Origin of the sequence: Halogranum gelatinilyticum (assembly GCF_900103715.1) — an archaeon.
GTDB classification, from domain to species: domain Archaea; phylum Halobacteriota; class Halobacteria; order Halobacteriales; family Haloferacaceae; genus Halogranum; species Halogranum gelatinilyticum.
The window spans coordinates 824670-841027 of record NZ_FNHL01000001.1; the positions used below are offsets into that span (position 1 = coordinate 824670).

Genomic DNA, 16358 nt, shown 5'->3' on the forward strand with positions numbered 1-16358 from the left:
GAACGAGCACGGCGTCTCGACCGACGCTCGTCCGGATAGACGGCCGTCTCACCGTGAGGGTCCCCACCGATTGGTGATAAAAACACGACGTGGCGGCCACCGACTGAGAACCGTCGACAGGGTTATCACGAACCGCAAAAGGTGCCGCGCTCGCCGCGGTCACGCACCGCCGACGCGGTAGACCGTCACTTCCTCCGTCTCGTAGGCGACCGTCAGGCCGTCCATCTCCGTGACGGCCAAGGAGTCACCGTAGCGAGCGCGTTCGGCCGGACCGACCCAGACGTAGTCCACCCCGTGGTCGTCGACGAGCGTCTGGAAGTCAGCTTCCGAGCCGGTGTAGGCGGCGTCGACGACGCGGACGCGGCCGTAGTAGGCTTCGGGACCGCGGTAGCCGACTTCGTGCGCCCAGCCCGCCACCGTGGGCACGCCGGTCAGACTGGCCGCCGGACTCGAATCCCAGCGGTACATCCCGGGCGGATACGGATACGACCCGCTCGTCGCGCCGGGGTAGTTGCTCGCGGCGGGTGCGGAGATGATGACCGTCTCCGCGTCGGCCTGTCGGTCGAGCCACCGGATCGCCTCGGCCTCCTCGGGATGCTGCTGGTCGGCGAACGCCGTCGCGTCCAGCGTCGACCCCGACTGCGTGCCGAAATGTTGGCCGAGCGCGAGCCCGCCGTAAATCGACGTCGAAGCGACGAGGAAGAGCACGACGGCGACGCCGACGGTCGAGCGAACCGCCCGCGGGCGGAGCGTCGGTGTCGACAGCGGCGAGCCGCGGACCAGCCCCGGCAACACCGCCCCCATCGCCGTCGCCCAGAGCACCCAGACCTGCATGTAGGTCTTGAACACGGTGTTCATCCGGCCCGGCCCGGCCTGCTCCTTGACGTAGAGCAGTTCGACGAGGAGGACCAGCCCGGCACCGGCGACGACGAGCACCGTCTCGTAGCCGACGTCTCGGTCCATCCGGAGGGCGAGCCAGCCGAAGATCAGGAGGGGGACGACGAGTGCGAACACGGCGAGGTTCTGGCCGACGGCGACGGCCGTCACGACCGCCAGAGCGACGAGCAACAGCAGTCGGTCGTCGACGTCGACGCGTCGGTAAAGATAGACCGCAAACGCGAGAAGGAACGCCCCGTGGACGAGCGCGAGCCCGCCGAGCGTGCTCCGCATCGCGGGTTCGAGCAGTGCGACTTCGCGACTCGCCCCCGCCGCGAGCAGGAAGGGAAGGCTGAGGAGCACGCCGAGTCCGCCCGCGAGTCCCGTCACGGCGAGCGCGCCGCCCGTCCGCGCGAGTTCTGTGCCGACCCAGGAGCCGTCGAGTCGGGTCGAGACCCGTGTCGCGAGCCGGGGCGAGACGAGCGAGAGGGGGTCAGACGGGGCGAACGTCACGGCGAGAAAGAGCAGCCCGAAGACGGAGGGGAAGCTCCAGGTGTCGGTGTAGACCTGGAGGCTGCCGACGACCGGAACGGCAAGAAAGACGAGCGCGAGTCGGCGGCGACGCTCCCCCTCGGGCGTCCGGAAGTAGCTGTAGCCGAGCGCGGCCGCGAGGAGGAGAAAGACCGTCCCCATCATGTGGGCGTGGAGGTCGCCGTTGAGCCACGAAAAGAGGGGAAACTCGTTGATGGTCCCCGGGATGACGCGGCTGGCCGACCAGTAGCTGAACGAGTCGGTCCCGGCGAGAATCTCTCCGGCGTCCAACTGCGGTGACTGGTCGGCGACGAACTGCGCCAGCTGCGTGCGGTAGGGTTCGGGTGCCCAGACCAACACGAGTCGCGCGGGCGTCGAGAGGTTGCTCGCGAAGCCGACGAAGAAGGCTCCGAAGCCGCCGGCGACGAGACGGGCGCGGCGGCTCCCACCCGAGCGACCCGTGCTGTCGCCATCGTTACTCTCTCTACCGTCGCTGCCGCCGCCGTCGCCAGCCGCGACTCCGCTCCGAACCGCATAGATCGACCCGGCGAGGTCGAAGACGGCGGTCACGAGCATCGCGTAGAAGCCCGCGAGCGAGAGGTTGTAGCCGAACGCCGGGGCGACCCCCGAGAGCTTCATCACGAGCGCGGTGAGGAGATGGCCGCCGTAGTAGTAGCGCACCGGCTCGCCCGCGAACCACATATCTTCCGGCGGCAGCACGGGCGACCGCATCAAGGATTTGAGTAGGCCGAAGTCGAGGAACTTCTCGCCGCCGCCGGCGTGGACCGCGGGGTCGACGAGCCGAACCGCGATCAGAAAGCCGAAGGCGACGAGGAAGACCGCGGCCGTGTCGACGACGACGGCCCGCTCGATACCGAGGTCGTCGGCGAGTTCGAGCCGTCGCTCGCGGAGGGCGTCGCGGTCGAGACCGGCCAGTGCCGACAGCGCGAGGAGGACGAGCAGACCGGCGGCGGGCGCGACGATGCCGAAGGAGACGTGGCCGACCCAGTAGCCGACAGTCGTGAGGACGACGAGCGCGACCGGCAGCGCGAAGCCCGCACCGCGGGTCGGCAGCGGCCGAAACAGCCGGGCGGCGAGAGGGAGACCGGCCGCCGCCAAGAGCGTGTAGGTCAGAAGCCAGAAGACGAGGGGGACGAGTTCCATCTACCGGATGTGACGCACGGACGGAGGTATACGCTTTTTGGGTCACCGTGACGCGGCGGCGACGCTCTGGCCGTCGTCGACGGACTCGGCGTCGAACCCGAAGTCGCACGCTTTTTTACTGCGTGCGCGGAAGCGGGCCACATGACCCGGACTGTCGGGGTCGTCATCCCCGCCTACCGCCCGAACGTCGCCCTCCTGAGCGACTACGTTCGGGCACTGCAGGCACGGCTCGATCCCGACCTCGTCCGTATCGAGCTCGACGCGGCCGGACCCGAGACGGTCGAGGCCGTCTCACAACTCCCAGTTGAGGTCAACGTCGCCGCCGCCCGCCGCGGGAAGGGGACCGCCATCACCGCCGGATTCGAGGCACTCGACACCGACGTCCTCGTCTTCGTCGACGCCGACGGCAGCACGCCCGCCGAGAGCGTCGCCGACGTGCTCGCCCCGGTCCTCGACGGCGACGCGGATCTCTCGGTCGGCTCGCGCCGCCACCCCGACGCGACCATCGCGTCGCATCAGACCTTCGCCCGTCGCCGACTCGGTGACGGCTTCGCGTGGCTCGCCCGGCAGCTACTCGACGCCAAGCTCTACGACTATCAGTGCGGCGCGAAGGCGATGACACGCGAGACGTGGCAGTCCGTCCGGGGACACCTCTACGAGCCGGGGTTCGCGTGGGACATCGAACTCGTCGCCGTCGCCGCCGCACTCGGCGCGCGGCTCGCCGAAGTCCCCGTCGTCTGGGAGGACCAGCCCGGCTCGACGGTCTCGCCCGTCCGGACGTCGCTCCGACTCGCCCGCGGGCTTCTCACCTCGCGACACCGTGCGAAGCTGCTGGCCGACGACAGCCTTCATCACCTGCTGGAGGCCAAGCGCGACGGACCCCCCTCGTTGCTCGACCGGCTCGCAGCGGAGGCGCGCGATGAGTAACGGGGGGACGGTCGACGAACTCGCCTCGACCGTCCGCTTCGGCAAGTTCGTCTCCGTCGGAGCCGTCGGCGCGGTCTTCGACCTCACCGTGAGCGCGGTTCTGACCGTCTTCTTCGGCGTTCTCGCGGAGTACGCTAAACTCGTCGGCGCGGAGGTCGCCATCGTCGTGATGTTCTTCATCAACGACAACTGGACGTTCGCGGGAGAGGGTGCGACGAGTCGCGGCCACACGCTCCGACGGCTGCTGAAGTCGAATCTCGTCCGTTCCGGTGGGTTGGCCGTCCAGTTCTTCATCGTGCGCGGGCTTCGCCTGCTCGATCTCTCTTTCGTCGTCGCTGGCTTCGACCTCTGGACGGTGCTCCCGTTCCCCATCGCTATCGGCGCGTCGATGTTCTTCAACTACGTCGCCGAGAGCCTCTTCACGTGGCGTGTCGGCGACCAGTAATCGCGCCGAAAACTCACATACGGCGGTCGAATCACAATCCTTAACAGGCAGACGCGACTTGCTTCAGGTAGCGGGATGGGATAGCCAGGAGATTCCGCCGGGCTCATAACCCGGAGATCGGTAGTTCAAATCTACTTCCCGCTATTTTCCAGAAACCAACCTTCGAGCGGCGCGTCTCGTCGCGCCGCGAACGAGCGGTTTCTGTGAAAATGAGACGAGGAGATTTGAACGAGAGAACGAGCGACCGGAGGGAGCGACGTTCGCGTAGCTCAAATCTACTTCCCGCCACTTCTCTGCGACAGCTATCGACCCAGCCACCCGCCGAGCGTTCGCTGTGTCACGAGACGGTTTCAACCGAACTGTCGCTGGTCGACCACCCGAAGCGTAAGCTCGCAACGTTCGAGCAGTTCGCCGATCAGAACTCCATGTTCGACTTCGAGGAGAGGTCCGCGGGGTCCGACTTGGGCGCGCCCGCCCCGACGAACGCGTAGTCGTCGTCGGTCAGGTAGACCGCGCCGTCGTCGACGGCGATGTCGAGACCGTTGAGATACGCGCCTTCACACGGGCCGAAGGTGCAGAGTCCCGACTCGCAGTCGAAGTACGCGCCGTGGTTGGCGCAGACGACCTCGCCGTCGCGCATGGGCGCGCCCGACCCTTTGTCGAGTTTGATGTGCGTGTAGTGCTGACAGTAGTTGAGCCACGCGGCGACGTCGCCGTCGGTGTGGACGAGAATCGCCTCGCGGTCCTCCTGGGTCTCGGTCTCGTTGACGGTGAAGAGGAACGTGCTCTCGTCGGGAATCTCGTCGACCGACGCGATTCGACGGTCTGAATCCATTGTCGACCCGTACTGTCTCGGCTGATTTAGGTCTGTAGTTTGCGGCCCGCTGTGCCTGACGCCCGGACGTGTCACGTCGACAGCACGTTCACACGGACTGTCGGGATGAGGCTGAACAACCGCTATGGACGTTCCCAGCGAACGTACGGTATGTTCCGCGTATTAGTTCCTATCGACAGCGACACCGACCGGTCGCTCCGGCAGACCGCGTTCGTCGCGTCGCTCCCGCACGCCACCGAGGACGTCGAGGCGACGCTCGTCCACGTCTTCACCGACGAGGAGACGGCCGCGAAGACCAGTGTCGACCAAGTCACCGCGGGCCGACGGTGTCACGAGTTCTTCACCGAGCGTGACATCGCCGTCCGCACCGAGTCGCGCTTCGGTGACCCGGCGACCGAAATCCTCCACGCCGCCGACGATATCGACGCCGACCTCGTCGTACTGGGGGGTCGCAAACTGTCGCCGCTGGGGTCGCTGCTGTTCGGGAGCGTCAGCCAGGCGGTGACGCTGGATTCGAATCGGCCGGTCGCGATCGCCGGCGGGGCGACGGGACCGATGGCGGAGATTCCAGTGAGCGAGGAGACCGACGTCGGTGACGGTGCCGCCGAGTCGGGGGAGACGTCCGCCTGACCGGACGACGCCGAGCCAGCCGTAGCAGGACGACCGAGTCAGTCGTAGAGCGACTCGACGCGTTCGTCGTAGAGCTTCGAGAGCAGTGTCGTCACCGGCCCGCCCTCGGTGTCGAGACCGTCGACCGTCTCGACCGGCCGGACTTCCCACGTCGTGTTGGTGAGAAAGACCTCGTCGGCGGTGCGGACGTCGTCGAGTGTGTACGCCCCCTCGTCGACCGGGATGCCCTCCGAGCGGGCGAGATCGATAACGACGTCGCGGGTGATGCCGGGCAGGACCGGCCCGTCGAGACTCGGCGTCTTGAGCGACTGGCCGTCGACGAAAAAGAGGTTGCTCGTCGCGCCCTCCGCAAGATGGCCGTCGGCGTCGAGCATGAGTGCCTCGTCGGCACCCGTCGCCCGGAGTTCGAGCCGGGCGAGGATGCCGTTGAGATAGTTGTGGGTTTTCGCCTTCGATGGAATCGCCCGGTCGGCGACACGCTGGGTCCGGACGGCCTGGAGCGTCGCCGGACCGTCCCAGACGGGGGTGCTGTTGCGGCCGCCACGGGGGAGTCCCTTCACGATGACGACGACCGTCGGGTCGACCTCCTCGCTCGGCGTGAGCTTGCCGGGCTGGACGCCCCGCGTCACCGACAGCCGGACGTAGGCCTCTCGCAGGTCGTTCGCAGCGAGCGTCTCGTCGATACGGCTCCGGAGGTCCGCATCCGACAGGCCGTGGTCTAACTGGAGCACCTCACAGGTCTCCCGAAGGCGGTCAGCGTGAGCCTCCCACTCGAACACTTCGCCGCCATAGGCGCGGAGCGTCTCGAAGGCCGCGTCGCCGTAGAGAAAGCCGCGGTCGCGGACGTTCACCGTCGCCTCGTCGGCGTCGACCAACTCGCCGTCGACGTGGTACTTCATCGTTCTCCGTCGGCCCGGCGGGACCAAAGAACTGCCCGTTTGCTCCCGCTCCGTCCGCCGAGCGAACCCGTTTTAGCCCTCCCGTCGTTCGCTTCACCCATGCCAACCATCCAGTGCGACCCCGACGAGGCGCGCGAGACGCTTCGGGAGGCGGGGGTCGAGGTGCAGCCGGGCAACACCGACCACGAGGCGTGGCGGGCCGAGCGCGGCGGCGCCGTCGCCGTCGCCTACGCCGACAAGGTCATCGTGCAGGGGTCGTCGCCGACGGACCTCACGCTCCTGTTGCAGGACGGCGGGGCGACCCGTGGACACGTCTACTTCGACGGGGCGAGCCGGGGGAACCCCGGTCCCGCCTCCGTCGGCTGGGCCATCGTCACCAGCGACGGCATCGTCGCCGAAGGCTCCGAGCGCATCGGCCGGACGACCAACAACCGTGCCGAGTACGAGGCACTCGTCCGGGCGTTGGAGGCGGCACAGGAGTACGGGCTGAAGGAGGTCGACGTCCGTGGCGACTCTCAGCTCATCGTCAAGCAGGTCCGTGGAGAGTGGAACACGAACGACCCCGGCCTGCGGGAGAAGCGCGTGGCGGTGCGTGAACTGCTGGAGGGGTTCGACCGCTGGTCGCTCGCGCACGTTCCGCGAGAGATAAACGACCGCGCCGACAAACTGGCGAACGAGGCACTCGACAATGGCTGATACGGCTGATACGGCTGACGCGGCTGAGACGGCAGAACTCCCCGAGGACGCCGTCAACGAGGCGGAGCGACTGACACGGCTGGCTCGCGAGGCAATCGACGGTCAGGAGGAAGCGGCCTACGAGCGACACCGCGCCGAGCTACTCGGCGAGCACGGCTTCACCGCCAGAATCCGCGAGGAGGACGACGTGCTCGTGCTCCACCCCGACGAGTGGGTCGAAGACGGCGTCATCCGGGTCGAGCGCATCGACGACACCGACCGCGCCGTCGAAATCCCGCTGTCGGGGGCGGGCGACGAAACCGACTGGGGGGTAGTCGAGGAGCACAACGCCGCCCTGGTCGAAGCGGTTGCCGAGGAACACGGCGCGCTCCACGCCGCCAACTGCCGAGCGTTCGCGGACTTCATGGGCAACCACTACGTCCGGCGGGTCGAGGACGCGACCGGGGAGATGGTCGAGACGTTCCTGACCGACTACTATCCGCGAAACGCGTGGCCGAGCGAGAGACAACAGGACGTGATCGAGCAGTCGCTCGAGACGTTGTTCGAAGCGGCCGACGCGGACGTGCCCGGAAGCCCGCGCCGAACGTAAGGAGGTCGATTTAGAGTCGGTCGTCGATGAGTTCCGAGACTTCGCCACCGCGGGTCTCGTCGGTGACGAACTTCGAGAGCATCCAGTCGAGACGGTCGAGAACGGCGTCGTGGCCCTTCTCCGTCAGCTCGTACTGGTTCGTCCGTTTGTCGAGTTCGCTCTTCTCGACGAGGTCCATCTCGACGAGGTCGTCGAGGTTGGGGTAGAGACGCCCGTGGTTGACTTCCGTGCCGTAGTAGGACTCGAGATTGCGCTTGATTGCGAGCCCGTACATCGGCTCTTCGGAGAGGATGACGAGGATATTCTGTTGGAACGCGGTAAGGTCGCGTACGATGCCAGCTTCGTCGTCTACTGTTTGTGCCTCTGACATAGCTATTGAGATGTCACCATGCTATTTAACGCTTCTCAACTTTTCGCTCGTTTCCGGTATACGGCCCGATTTCGGCACTCTCCCGGTGTATTAAACGAACCGAGATGGTCGCCGTCACGGGGTGTCCGCGAACCGCACTGTCGACGCAGTCGGGTCGGCCAGCGACGTGCCGGCCTTCTCGAGATGCACGCAGTGGATGCTGTTGAGAGTCGCAGGAGAATATCGAGGGTACCACAGAAAGAACCTTTTGGATTCGACGATTCGGGGCTATCCCGAAAACACTTTGCGTCGTTTCGGAGAAAGGAGAACGCATGACGAACCTCTGGGAAGACCTGGAAACCGGCCCGAACGCGCCGGAGACCATCTACGCTGTCGTCGAGTGCCTCAAAGGTGAGCGCAACAAGTACGAGTACGACAAGGACATCCCCGGTGTCGTCCTCGACCGAGTGCTCCACAGCAACGTCCACTACCCGTCGGACTACGGCTTCATCCCGCAGTCGTACTACGACGACGAGGACCCCTTCGACGTGCTCGTCCTCGTCGAGGACCAGACCTTCCCCGGCTGTGTCATCGAGGCCCGCCCCGTCGCCCTGATGAAGATGGACGACGACGGCGAACAGGACGACAAGGTCATCGCTGTCCCGACCGAGGACCCGCGGTTCGACCACATCGAGGACCTCGACGATATCCCCCAACAGCAGCTCGACGAGATCGACGAGTTCTTCGCGACCTACAAGAACCTCGAAGAGGGCAAGGAAGTCGAGACGCTGGGCTGGGAGGACAAGCAGGCGGCGATGGACGCCATCGAGCACGCCCAGGACCTCTACGAAGAGCACTTCGGCTGAGCGGCCACAGACACTCCGTTTTCTCTCGACGCAGCCGTCGACAGCGGTGAGTCCGTCCGGCGCACGGACGCACTCGCGCGTGTGAACCACGTGGCCACGACCATGTGAACCGCCATACCGGAGCCAAACCCCTTTTACCGGCTGGCCACTACCCTGCGGTAATGGCCGAATGCGACCAGTGTGGCCGGTACGAGAACCTTCCGTACCAGTGCCGACGCTGTGGGCAGACGTTCTGTGCGGAGCATCGCCTCCCGGAGAACCACTCCTGTCCGGGGTTGAACGAGTGGAACGACCCGAGCGGCGTCTTCGACAGCGGCTTCGACGACAGCGTGAACAAGGAGGGCCGCGCGAAGGGTGCCGTCAAGCGGGTGACGGGCACGGGCGGCTTCTTCGGCTACTTCCGGGGCAACATGACCTACCTCTTCCTCGGGCTGATGTGGATCACGTTCCTCCTGCAGTATCTCGTCTTCCCGCAACTGCTCGGCGTCGGCAGGAACACCGAACTCTGGGCCTCGCTGTTCGTCCTGCGGCCGGGCAACATCACCTACGTCTGGACGTGGTTCACCTCCGTCTTCGCGCACGGCAGCTTCCAGCACATCGCGTTCAACAGCATCGCGCTGTACTTCTTCGGTCCGGCCGTCGAACAGCGACTCCGCTCACGGAAGTTCGCCGCGCTGTTCCTCGGTGCGGGTATCCTCGCCGGACTCGCACAGATCGGTACCGGGCTCGTCCTCGGCGGAACTGCGGGAGTCCTCGGAGCCAGCGGTGCCATCATGGGTGTCATGGGCGTGCTGACCGTCCTGAACCCGAATCTGAAGGTGTATCTCTACTTCATCATCCCGATGCCGCTGTGGGTGCTCACCTTCGGCTTCGCCCTCCTGAGCCTCGTCGCCGGCTTCGGCAGCCTGAACGGCGGCGGCTTCCTCGGCGGCAACGTCGCGCACATCGCCCATCTCGCCGGACTCGTCATCGGGCTGGCGTACGGGAGCCAGATCAAGGGCAACCAGCGGGCACCGCAGTCGCTCCGCTTCGGTGGCGGTGGCGGTCCTGGTGGTCCCGGTCGCGGCCGGTTCTGATGCGGCCGACCCGTCCCGAGTTCGTCCCCGACCCGTCGCTGTCGCGTGCGGAGATGGAATCGCTCCAGCGCGAGGTCGCCGCCGCCGCCGACTTCTCCGACGACCTCTCCTTCGAGCCTGCGAGCGTCTCGCTCGCCACCGAGTCACTCGTCCCCGCCGACGACCGCCCGCTCGTCGCGGGCGTCGACCAGGCGTTCCTCGACGACCACGCGGTGAGCGCGGTCGTCGTCCTCCGCGGCGGCGAAGTGGTCGAACGCGCCCACGCCGTCTCGGAGCTGTCGATTCCGTACATTCCCGGCCTGCTCTCGTTCCGCGAGGGTGGCCCGATTCTGGATGCTGTCGCCGAGTTGGACTGCGAACCGGATCTCTTCGTCTTCGATGGCAGTGGCCGCATCCACTTCCGACAGGCTGGGCTGGCGACCCACATGGGCGTCGTCCTCGACACGCCCGCCATCGGCGTCGCCAAGAGCCTGCTCTGTGGTGAACCACGAGAGTCGGTCGACGAGCGGCCCGAAGGCTGGCAGACGCCGGTCGTCGCGGCCGACGGAGTAGAGCCGCGTGCGGGAGTCGACGGCGACGGATTCGCCGAGACGGTCGTCGGCTACGCCTACCAGTCGCGGCAGTATCCGAACTCGATGAAGATCAATCCCCTCTACGTCAGCCCCGGCCACCGCGTCTCGGCGGAGACGACGGTCGAGCTCGTGGCGCGGCTCGGCGGCGAGTACAAACTGCCCGAGCCGACGCGACTCGCCGACAGCTACGCCGACGAGGTCAAGAGGGACTATTAACTCCCCTCGCTCCGTCTCGCCGGTGTGAAACCCGACACCGTCCTGATTACGGGCTGTTCGTCCGGTATCGGCCGCGCGACGGCGCGGGCCTTCCTCGCCGAAGACTGGAAGGTCTACGCGACCGCTCGCAACCCCGCAGACATCGAGCAACTGGGAGAGGAGGGCTGCCAGATCGCCACCCTCGACGTCACCGACCAGGGCGACGTCGACCGCGTCGTCGACCGCATCATCGACGAGGAGGGCCACATCCAGTGTCTCGTCAACAACGCTGGCTTCGGCCAGATGGGTCCCATCGAAGACGTGCCCACCGAACAGGTCCACCGCCAGTTCGACGTCAACGTCTACGGTCCCCACCGGCTCATCCGCGCCGTCCTCCCCCATATGCGCCGTCAGGAGGACGGCACCATCGTCAACGTCTCCAGCGTCATCGGCCGCGTCTCCCCGCCCGGCATGGGCGTCTACGCCGGCTCGAAGTTCGCCATTGAGGCGATGACCGACTCGCTCCGCAACGAGGTCGACGAGTACGGCATCAACGCGGTACTCATCGAACCCGGCCCGGTCGACACGAAGTTCTCCGCCCGCGCACAGAAGGAAGTCGACGGCGAGGACGGCAGCGAAGTCGAAGGCGTCGAACGCTCCGGTGCCTACGAGTCCTTCTACAAGGTCTTCTCGGACACGCAGGCGATGGGCGGCGGCGGGCCCGGCTCCGTCGCTCCCGAGCGCGTCGCCGAGGACATCGTCAACGCCGCGAGCGCGACGAAACCTGCCGCTCGCTACCCGGTCGGCACGCTCGCAAAAGTCGGTGTGCTCGCCCGGTTCATCCCGGACGGCCCGCGCGACAAGCTGTTCGGCCTGATGGACAAGCTGAGCTAATCAGTCCAGACAGGCGGCGACCACGCGGAGTGCCGCTTCTCCCTGCACCTCGTCGGCGAGCAGCGGCACGCGTTTGACGTCCCGTCCCCGGAACAGCTCCATCGACTGTTTCAGCGCGTCCTGTTGGACCTGCCACCGCCGCTGGCAGAACTCACACTCGTCGAGGTTCGGCGCGACGACCCACTCGGGGTCGACGTCGGCGACGTCACCCACGTCCTCCATCACGCGGTTGACCACGAGCGTCTGGACCGGGATGTCGAACTCCCCGAGTCGCGAGACGAGCCGCTCGGACTCGACGACGCTCATCTCTTCGGGAATCATGACGACCCGGAAGTCGGTCTGCTGGGGGTCCTGGAGGACGGCGCGGAGCCGCTCGATACGCTCCTGTAGTTCGTCGAGGTCGCCCATGCCACCCGCCTGGTCGTCGCCGCCGCCGAACATTCCCTTCACGCCCTCCATCATCCCGCCGAACTGCTGGCGGAGCTTCATCATCTTGCCGACCATCGAGTCCATGACCTCCGGTAGCTGCAGGAGTCGGAGGGTGTGGCCCGTCGGTGCGGTGTCGACGACGACGCGGTCGAACCGCGGGTCGTCGAGATATTCGAGCAGTTGGCGCATCGCGGCGGCCTCGTCCGCGCCGGGCATCGTCCCGCCGAGCAGCGGATCCATCGCGCCGTCCTCGCCCATCATCTCGCCGAGTTGGCCCATGCCGCCGAGCGGATTGTCGCCGCCAGCCGGTCCCGCGTTCCCGTCGGCATCCGGGCCGCCCGGCCCACCCTGGCCGAACATCCCCTCCTCCATCGCCTCGTCGGGGTCGATTTCGGCGGCGTAGAGCGGCATATCATCGCGGATCTGCGTCGGCCGCGGCGGAATCGGTGCTTCGAGCGTGTCCGACAGCGAGTGGGCGGGGTCGGTGGAGACGACGAGCGTCGAGACGCCACCGGCCGCACTGGCCAGCGCCGTCGCCGCGGCCATCGTCGTCTTGCCGACGCCGCCCTTCCCGCCGTAGAGGACGTACTCGGGCGCGTCGACGCCTTCGGGGAGATGCTCTCGCTCCGTCGCCTGTCTCTCGATGTCGGACGGGGTCTCGTCTGCGTGGTCTCTCGACTCGGCTTCCTCGCCCTCGACCGAATCGACGGCTTCGACGTCGATGCGTGACATGGGTGGACGTGCACGCCGACGACTTGTGTACTTCTCGGTCCGCGAACTGTGAGGAGAGCTAGATGAATCAGAAGTAGTCCGCCAGCCGCGCCGCCGCCTCCTCGGCCCGCGGGGTCACGAGCGCGAAGCGGATCCACTCGTCGCGGGCCGTCCCGAACGCCTCGCCGGGCATCCCGGCGACGCCCGCCTCGTCGATGAGCGTGTAGACGTTGTCGAGCGTGCCGGGGAAGTCATCGAAGCGTGCCAGCACGTAGAACGCGCCGTCCGGGCGGGAGTATTCAGCTCCCGCGGCGTCGAGCGCGTCGGTGAAGGCGTCGATCCGCTCGCGGAGCATCGCCCGCGTCTCCTCGTAGTAGTCGGCGTCCGTGTTCCGCAGGGCGTGGAGGACGGCCTGTTGGGCCGGGCGGCTGCCGGTGACGTTGACGAGCATATGGCGGGTCTTCGCGGCCTTCACGTGTGAGTCGGGGAAGACCGCGTAGCCGACGCGGTAGCCCGTGATGGCCATCGACTTCGAGTAGGAGGTGACGACGACGCGGTGCTCGGAGTCGATGGTGAGCGCGCTCTCGAAGCGACCCGAGAAGTCGAAGTGGTCGTAGACCTCGTCGGCGACGAGGAGCGCGTCGTGTTCCTCGGCGATGGCGACGAGTTCCTCCATCGTCTCGCGGCCGTAGACCGCGCCGGTCGGGTTGTTCGGCGTGTTGACGACGATGCAGGCGGTGTCGTCGCTGGCGACGTCGCGGACCTTCGCGGGGTCGAGCGAGCCGTCGCGTTCGGTCGGGACGAACCGCGCCTCGCCGTCGAGCATCGTCGTCTTGCCGGGGTAGTACGGATAGACGGGGTCGGTCAGGATGATCTCGTCGCCGGCGTCGCGCTCCATCGCACGGGCCATCGCGAGATAGTTGGCCTCACCCGCGCCGTTGGTGACGACGACCTGGTCGACCGAGACGTTCCGACGCTCGGCGATCTCCTCGCGAAGCTCGCGGAGACCCTCGCTCGGCGGATACTGGAAGTCCTCGATGTCGGCGTCGGCGTACTCGTGCAGGCCGTCGCGGAGGGCCTGCGGCGGCTCCCAGTCGGGGTTGCCGCTGACCATGTCGACGACGTCGCGGTCGGCGTTGGCCGCGTACTGCATCACCTTGAAGAACAGCGGCTCGTCGTACTCCATGTGCGTGTGCTCCCGGCGAGCGCACCTGTGTCTTTCGTCATCGTGAGGCAGTCGCTCGTCGACACTCCCCACGGCCGACCCGACCGACGGCTCGCCCACCTTCTTTATCGGCCGCTCCGAACCCCGCGTATGAGCACACTCGACGACGCCCGCGCCGTCTCGGAAGAACTGGGCGACGCGCTTCGCGAGACTGATGCCACCGTCGCGACCGCCGAGTCCTGCACCGGCGGTCTCATCGGCTCGCTTCTGACCGACGTCGCCGGCTCCTCTGACTACTTCGACCGCTCGCTCGTCACCTACTCCTACGACGCCAAGCGCGCTCAACTCGCTGTCTCCCGAGAATCGCTGGACGAGCACGGTGCGGTCAGCGAGCCGGTCGCCCGCGAGATGGCCACGGGAGTCAGAGACGTCGCCGACACGACGTGGGGCGTGGCGACGACGGGCATCGCCGGGCCGACGGGTGGGACGCCGGAGAAGCCGGTCGGGACCGTCTTCGTCGGCGTCGCCTACGCCGGCGAGTGGGGGTCGAGCGAGTCCTACTCGGCCGTCCGACGCTACGAGTTCGACGGGTCGCGGACCGAGGTGAAGGCCAAAATCGCGCGGCAGGCGCTCGAAGACCTGCTGGCGGCCGTCGAAGCACAGCGGGAGTAGCCCGCTACGATAGCGACGTCCGCATCTCGACGACGTCATGCAACCGATAAAAACACGACAGGTCAGACAGCCGTCGGACCGAGACTCTCCGCGGAGCAAACGTTTGTAACGCAGGCGGGAGCAGGTGGGGGTGAATGAACAAGAAAGGGCACGTGCTGAACGCCATCCTCTTGAGCATCGGTCTCGGCTACGTCCTCGAACCGTCGGGCGACGTCGCGACGTTCGAGAAGATCGCACAGATTTCGGTGCCGATCGTCCTCGGGGCACTCTTCCCCGACGTCGACACCGCGTTCGGCAAGCACCGCAAGACGCTGCACAACCTCGCCGTCTTGGGTATCGTCGCCGCCTACCCGCTCGTCTTCAACAACCTCCACTTCGTCTGGATCGGCGTCGTCACCCACTACATCCTCGACCTGATGGGCAGCAAACGGGGTATCGCGCTGTTCTATCCGTGGGACAAGGAGTTCGCGCTACCCATCGGCGTCGCCACGTCCTCGAAGTACGCCGACCTCGTGACGGTCATCATCACCGCGTTCGAGGTCGCCGCCTTCGCCGCGGTCCACTTCTACGTCGTCTCGCTCGACATCAACGTCGCGGCGTTGGCGGCAGCGTTCGGCTTCGGGGTCTGAGCCCCGAACTCAGTAGACGCTGACGTCGTCGAACCGACCTTCGTACGCGACCTGTCGGGGGTGGGTGGGTTCCATCCCCGAGAGGAGCAGCCGGTCCAGTTTCCCCCACGAGTTCTCGACGCCGAGATGTGCGAACTCGACGGCACTCCGGAACCGGTGGCGGAGGCCGGGCTGGTGGAGGACTCTCCGCGGCGCGCCCGCTCGGAGCGCGGCCACGAGGTCGGCCTCGCTGTCGACGGCGCGGTCGAACTCGGTCCACGCCTCGCCGACCGTCCGCCAGAGATGCGCGTACGACGACCCGAAGCCCGGCAGGCCGACGTCGGCGACGATCTCCCGGTTGCGACGGTTCTGACTCGGCTGGCATTTGGCGTTGTAGAGTTCGACGGCGTCGATGGACTCGCGGCGGCTCTCGATCTCCTCGCGGCTCAGACTGACGTTCATCAGCTCCGGGTGGGGGACGAGGACAGCCGCGCCCTGTCGGTCGAACTCGGCCAGCGCGCCGTCGAGGGTGATGAAGTCGGGGACGGGGTCGTCGAGGCCGACGGCGAGCAGATGTCGGCGGTCGCGCCACGAACCGGTGAAGACCTCGCGGGCGGGGACGACGAGCAGTTCGTCGTCGGAGAAATGCTCGGCGCGCGCGCGGATCTCGGGCAGGCGGACGAAGTGCGGTGCGTAGACGAGGATGTCGATGCCGCGGGCTTTCGCTCGGTCGACGACACGCTCGTCGAGCGTCTTTACGTGCATATCGACCCGGGTCGCGTCGGCCTCTCTCACACGGGAGTGTCCGTGGAGCCGTCAATTAGTGGTTGCTATCCCAGCAGGGGGGACACGAGAGGGAAAACGGTTTTGTCCTCACGGTGTAATCCACGCCACATGTCCCTCTGGAGGTGCGCAATCGGCGACTGTGAGGCCCGGTTCGAGGACGTCGAATCGGCCATCGTCCACCAGACGAACGAGCACGAACGTCACGAGTGTCAGGTCTGTGGCACCGTCGTCCCGGAGGGCTACTTCGCCATCCGCCACGCGTTCGACGAACACACCCGCGCGGAGTACGTCCGTTCGTACGACGCCGACTCCTCGGCGGTCCGCGTCCGCGAGTCGGTCAAAGACGCCATCGAGAAAGAGGTCGACCTCCGCGCCGTCGTCGACCAGTTGGATATCGAACAGCCGGTCTGAGCCGTCGCCTTCTGCTGTCTCGTCTACGTCGT

General features: G+C 66.8%; 19 protein-coding genes and 1 tRNA gene. 13 read left to right on the plus strand and 7 right to left on the minus strand.

What is annotated here, in order from left to right; genetic code table 11:
* Nucleotides 1–159: 159 nt before the first annotated feature.
* Nucleotides 160–2571, minus strand: a complete 2412-nt coding sequence (locus tag BLR57_RS04235) for a DUF2298 domain-containing protein (protein ID WP_089694454.1) — start codon at nt 2569–2571, stop codon at nt 160–162.
* A 141-nt stretch (nt 2572–2712) separates the two neighbouring features.
* On the opposite strand from BLR57_RS04235, the gene BLR57_RS04240 reads away from it, so the two are divergent.
* The 3 genes from BLR57_RS04240 (at nt 2713) to BLR57_RS04250 (ending at nt 4087) form a co-directional block, all read left to right on the plus strand.
* Nucleotides 2713–3498, plus strand: a complete 786-nt coding sequence (locus BLR57_RS04240) for a glycosyltransferase (RefSeq protein WP_089694456.1) — start codon at nt 2713–2715, stop codon at nt 3496–3498.
* Nucleotides 3491–3943, plus strand: a complete 453-nt coding sequence (locus BLR57_RS04245; protein WP_089694458.1) for a GtrA family protein — start codon at nt 3491–3493, stop codon at nt 3941–3943. The genes BLR57_RS04240 and BLR57_RS04245 overlap by 8 nt, the downstream gene beginning before the upstream one ends.
* A 69-nt stretch (nt 3944–4012) precedes the next feature.
* A tRNA-Met gene (locus tag BLR57_RS04250) sits at nt 4013–4087 on the plus strand.
* 271 nt (nt 4088–4358) lie between these two features.
* Here BLR57_RS04250 and BLR57_RS04255 read toward each other — a convergent pair.
* Nucleotides 4359–4778, minus strand: a complete 420-nt coding sequence (locus BLR57_RS04255) for a Rieske (2Fe-2S) protein (protein WP_089694460.1) — start codon at nt 4776–4778, stop codon at nt 4359–4361.
* A 150-nt stretch (nt 4779–4928) separates the two neighbouring features.
* Between BLR57_RS04255 and BLR57_RS04260 the strand changes: the two genes are divergently transcribed.
* A complete protein-coding gene (locus BLR57_RS04260) occupies nt 4929–5408 on the plus strand; it encodes a universal stress protein (protein ID WP_089694462.1) in 480 nt (159 codons plus the stop codon).
* Nucleotides 5409–5446: 38 nt separating this feature from the next.
* On the opposite strand, the gene BLR57_RS04265 is transcribed toward BLR57_RS04260, so the two are convergent.
* Nucleotides 5447–6307: an aminotransferase class IV gene (locus tag BLR57_RS04265; RefSeq protein ID WP_089694465.1), complete on the minus strand. Its 861-nt coding sequence runs from the start codon at nt 6305–6307 to the stop codon at nt 5447–5449.
* A gap of 99 nt (nt 6308–6406) precedes the next feature.
* Between BLR57_RS04265 and rnhA the strand changes: the two genes are divergently transcribed.
* On the plus strand, nt 6407–7003 hold the full coding sequence (gene rnhA / locus BLR57_RS04270; protein WP_089694466.1) for a ribonuclease HI: 597 nt from the start codon (nt 6407–6409) through the stop codon (nt 7001–7003).
* Nucleotides 6996–7592: a DUF7108 family protein gene (locus BLR57_RS04275; protein ID WP_089694468.1), complete on the plus strand. Its 597-nt coding sequence runs from the start codon at nt 6996–6998 to the stop codon at nt 7590–7592. The genes rnhA and BLR57_RS04275 overlap by 8 nt, the downstream gene beginning before the upstream one ends.
* Before the next feature lie 10 nt (nt 7593–7602).
* On the opposite strand, the gene BLR57_RS04280 is transcribed toward BLR57_RS04275, so the two are convergent.
* A complete protein-coding gene (locus BLR57_RS04280) occupies nt 7603–7962 on the minus strand; it encodes a PadR family transcriptional regulator (protein WP_089694470.1) in 360 nt (119 codons plus the stop codon).
* A 311-nt stretch (nt 7963–8273) separates the two neighbouring features.
* On the opposite strand from BLR57_RS04280, the gene BLR57_RS04285 reads away from it, so the two are divergent.
* From BLR57_RS04285 to BLR57_RS04300, 4 genes are all read left to right on the plus strand, one after another.
* Entirely contained in the window at nt 8274–8807 is a 534-nt protein-coding gene (locus BLR57_RS04285; protein ID WP_089694472.1) for an inorganic diphosphatase, read from the plus strand.
* Nucleotides 8808–8968: 161 nt separating this feature from the next.
* On the plus strand, nt 8969–9883 hold the full coding sequence (locus BLR57_RS04290) for a rhomboid family intramembrane serine protease (RefSeq protein WP_089694474.1): 915 nt from the start codon (nt 8969–8971) through the stop codon (nt 9881–9883).
* A complete protein-coding gene (locus BLR57_RS04295; RefSeq protein WP_089694476.1) occupies nt 9883–10671 on the plus strand; it encodes an endonuclease V in 789 nt (262 codons plus the stop codon). Before BLR57_RS04290 ends, BLR57_RS04295 begins: the two co-directional genes overlap by 1 nt.
* Nucleotides 10672–10695: 24 nt before the next feature.
* Nucleotides 10696–11544, plus strand: coding sequence for an SDR family oxidoreductase (locus tag BLR57_RS04300; RefSeq protein WP_089694478.1), 849 nt, complete (start codon nt 10696–10698; stop codon nt 11542–11544).
* Here BLR57_RS04300 and BLR57_RS04305 read toward each other — a convergent pair whose 3' ends face one another.
* Nucleotides 11545–12705: an ArsA family ATPase gene (locus BLR57_RS04305; RefSeq protein WP_089694479.1), complete on the minus strand. Its 1161-nt coding sequence runs from the start codon at nt 12703–12705 to the stop codon at nt 11545–11547.
* A gap of 67 nt (nt 12706–12772) precedes the next feature.
* Nucleotides 12773–13870, minus strand: coding sequence for a pyridoxal phosphate-dependent aminotransferase (locus BLR57_RS04310; RefSeq protein WP_089694481.1), 1098 nt, complete (start codon nt 13868–13870; stop codon nt 12773–12775).
* 129 nt (nt 13871–13999) lie between these two features.
* Here BLR57_RS04310 and BLR57_RS04315 point away from each other — a divergent pair, with 129 nt between their 5' ends.
* Together BLR57_RS04315 and BLR57_RS04320 are read left to right on the plus strand one after the other, a co-directional pair.
* On the plus strand, nt 14000–14521 hold the full coding sequence (locus BLR57_RS04315) for a CinA family protein (RefSeq protein ID WP_089694483.1): 522 nt from the start codon (nt 14000–14002) through the stop codon (nt 14519–14521).
* Between the two features lie 134 nt (nt 14522–14655).
* A complete protein-coding gene (locus tag BLR57_RS04320) occupies nt 14656–15150 on the plus strand; it encodes a metal-dependent hydrolase (protein ID WP_089694485.1) in 495 nt (164 codons plus the stop codon).
* Between the two features lie 9 nt (nt 15151–15159).
* Here BLR57_RS04320 and BLR57_RS04325 read toward each other — a convergent pair whose 3' ends face one another.
* Nucleotides 15160–15894, minus strand: coding sequence for a PHP-associated domain-containing protein (locus BLR57_RS04325; protein WP_089695512.1), 735 nt, complete (start codon nt 15892–15894; stop codon nt 15160–15162).
* Nucleotides 15895–16023: 129 nt separating this feature from the next.
* Here BLR57_RS04325 and BLR57_RS04330 point away from each other — a divergent pair, with 129 nt between their 5' ends.
* The gene (locus tag BLR57_RS04330) at nt 16024–16326 is read left to right on the plus strand and encodes a DUF7565 family protein (protein WP_089694487.1); all 303 of its coding nucleotides are present in this window, start codon (nt 16024–16026) and stop codon (nt 16324–16326) included.
* Nucleotides 16327–16358: the final 32 nt, after the last annotated feature.

Bases quoted from the DNA above. Each gene is read 5' to 3' on its own strand.
- BLR57_RS04235 (WP_089694454.1), bottom strand. From the start codon at position 2,571: ATGGAACTCGTCCCCCTCGTCTTCTGGCTTCTGACCTACACGCTCTTG.
- BLR57_RS04290 (WP_089694474.1), top strand. From the start codon at position 8,969: ATGGCCGAATGCGACCAGTGTGGCCGGTACGAGAACCTTCCGTACCAG.
- BLR57_RS04315 (WP_089694483.1), top strand. From the start codon at position 14,000: ATGAGCACACTCGACGACGCCCGCGCCGTCTCGGAAGAACTGGGCGAC.
- BLR57_RS04265 (WP_089694465.1), bottom strand. From the start codon at position 6,307: ATGAAGTACCACGTCGACGGCGAGTTGGTCGACGCCGACGAGGCGACG.
- BLR57_RS04245 (WP_089694458.1), top strand. From the start codon at position 3,491: ATGAGTAACGGGGGGACGGTCGACGAACTCGCCTCGACCGTCCGCTTC.
- BLR57_RS04285 (WP_089694472.1), top strand. From the start codon at position 8,274: ATGACGAACCTCTGGGAAGACCTGGAAACCGGCCCGAACGCGCCGGAG.
- BLR57_RS04280 (WP_089694470.1), bottom strand. From the start codon at position 7,962: ATGTCAGAGGCACAAACAGTAGACGACGAAGCTGGCATCGTACGCGAC.
- BLR57_RS04305 (WP_089694479.1), bottom strand. From the start codon at position 12,705: ATGTCACGCATCGACGTCGAAGCCGTCGATTCGGTCGAGGGCGAGGAA.
- BLR57_RS04255 (WP_089694460.1), bottom strand. From the start codon at position 4,778: ATGGATTCAGACCGTCGAATCGCGTCGGTCGACGAGATTCCCGACGAG.
- BLR57_RS04275 (WP_089694468.1), top strand. From the start codon at position 6,996: ATGGCTGATACGGCTGATACGGCTGACGCGGCTGAGACGGCAGAACTC.
- BLR57_RS04325 (WP_089695512.1), bottom strand. From the start codon at position 15,894: ATGCACGTAAAGACGCTCGACGAGCGTGTCGTCGACCGAGCGAAAGCC.
- BLR57_RS04310 (WP_089694481.1), bottom strand. From the start codon at position 13,870: ATGGAGTACGACGAGCCGCTGTTCTTCAAGGTGATGCAGTACGCGGCC.
- BLR57_RS04295 (WP_089694476.1), top strand. From the start codon at position 9,883: ATGCGGCCGACCCGTCCCGAGTTCGTCCCCGACCCGTCGCTGTCGCGT.
- BLR57_RS04240 (WP_089694456.1), top strand. From the start codon at position 2,713: ATGACCCGGACTGTCGGGGTCGTCATCCCCGCCTACCGCCCGAACGTC.
- BLR57_RS04320 (WP_089694485.1), top strand. From the start codon at position 14,656: ATGAACAAGAAAGGGCACGTGCTGAACGCCATCCTCTTGAGCATCGGT.
- BLR57_RS04260 (WP_089694462.1), top strand. From the start codon at position 4,929: ATGTTCCGCGTATTAGTTCCTATCGACAGCGACACCGACCGGTCGCTC.
- BLR57_RS04330 (WP_089694487.1), top strand. From the start codon at position 16,024: ATGTCCCTCTGGAGGTGCGCAATCGGCGACTGTGAGGCCCGGTTCGAG.
- rnhA (WP_089694466.1), top strand. From the start codon at position 6,407: ATGCCAACCATCCAGTGCGACCCCGACGAGGCGCGCGAGACGCTTCGG.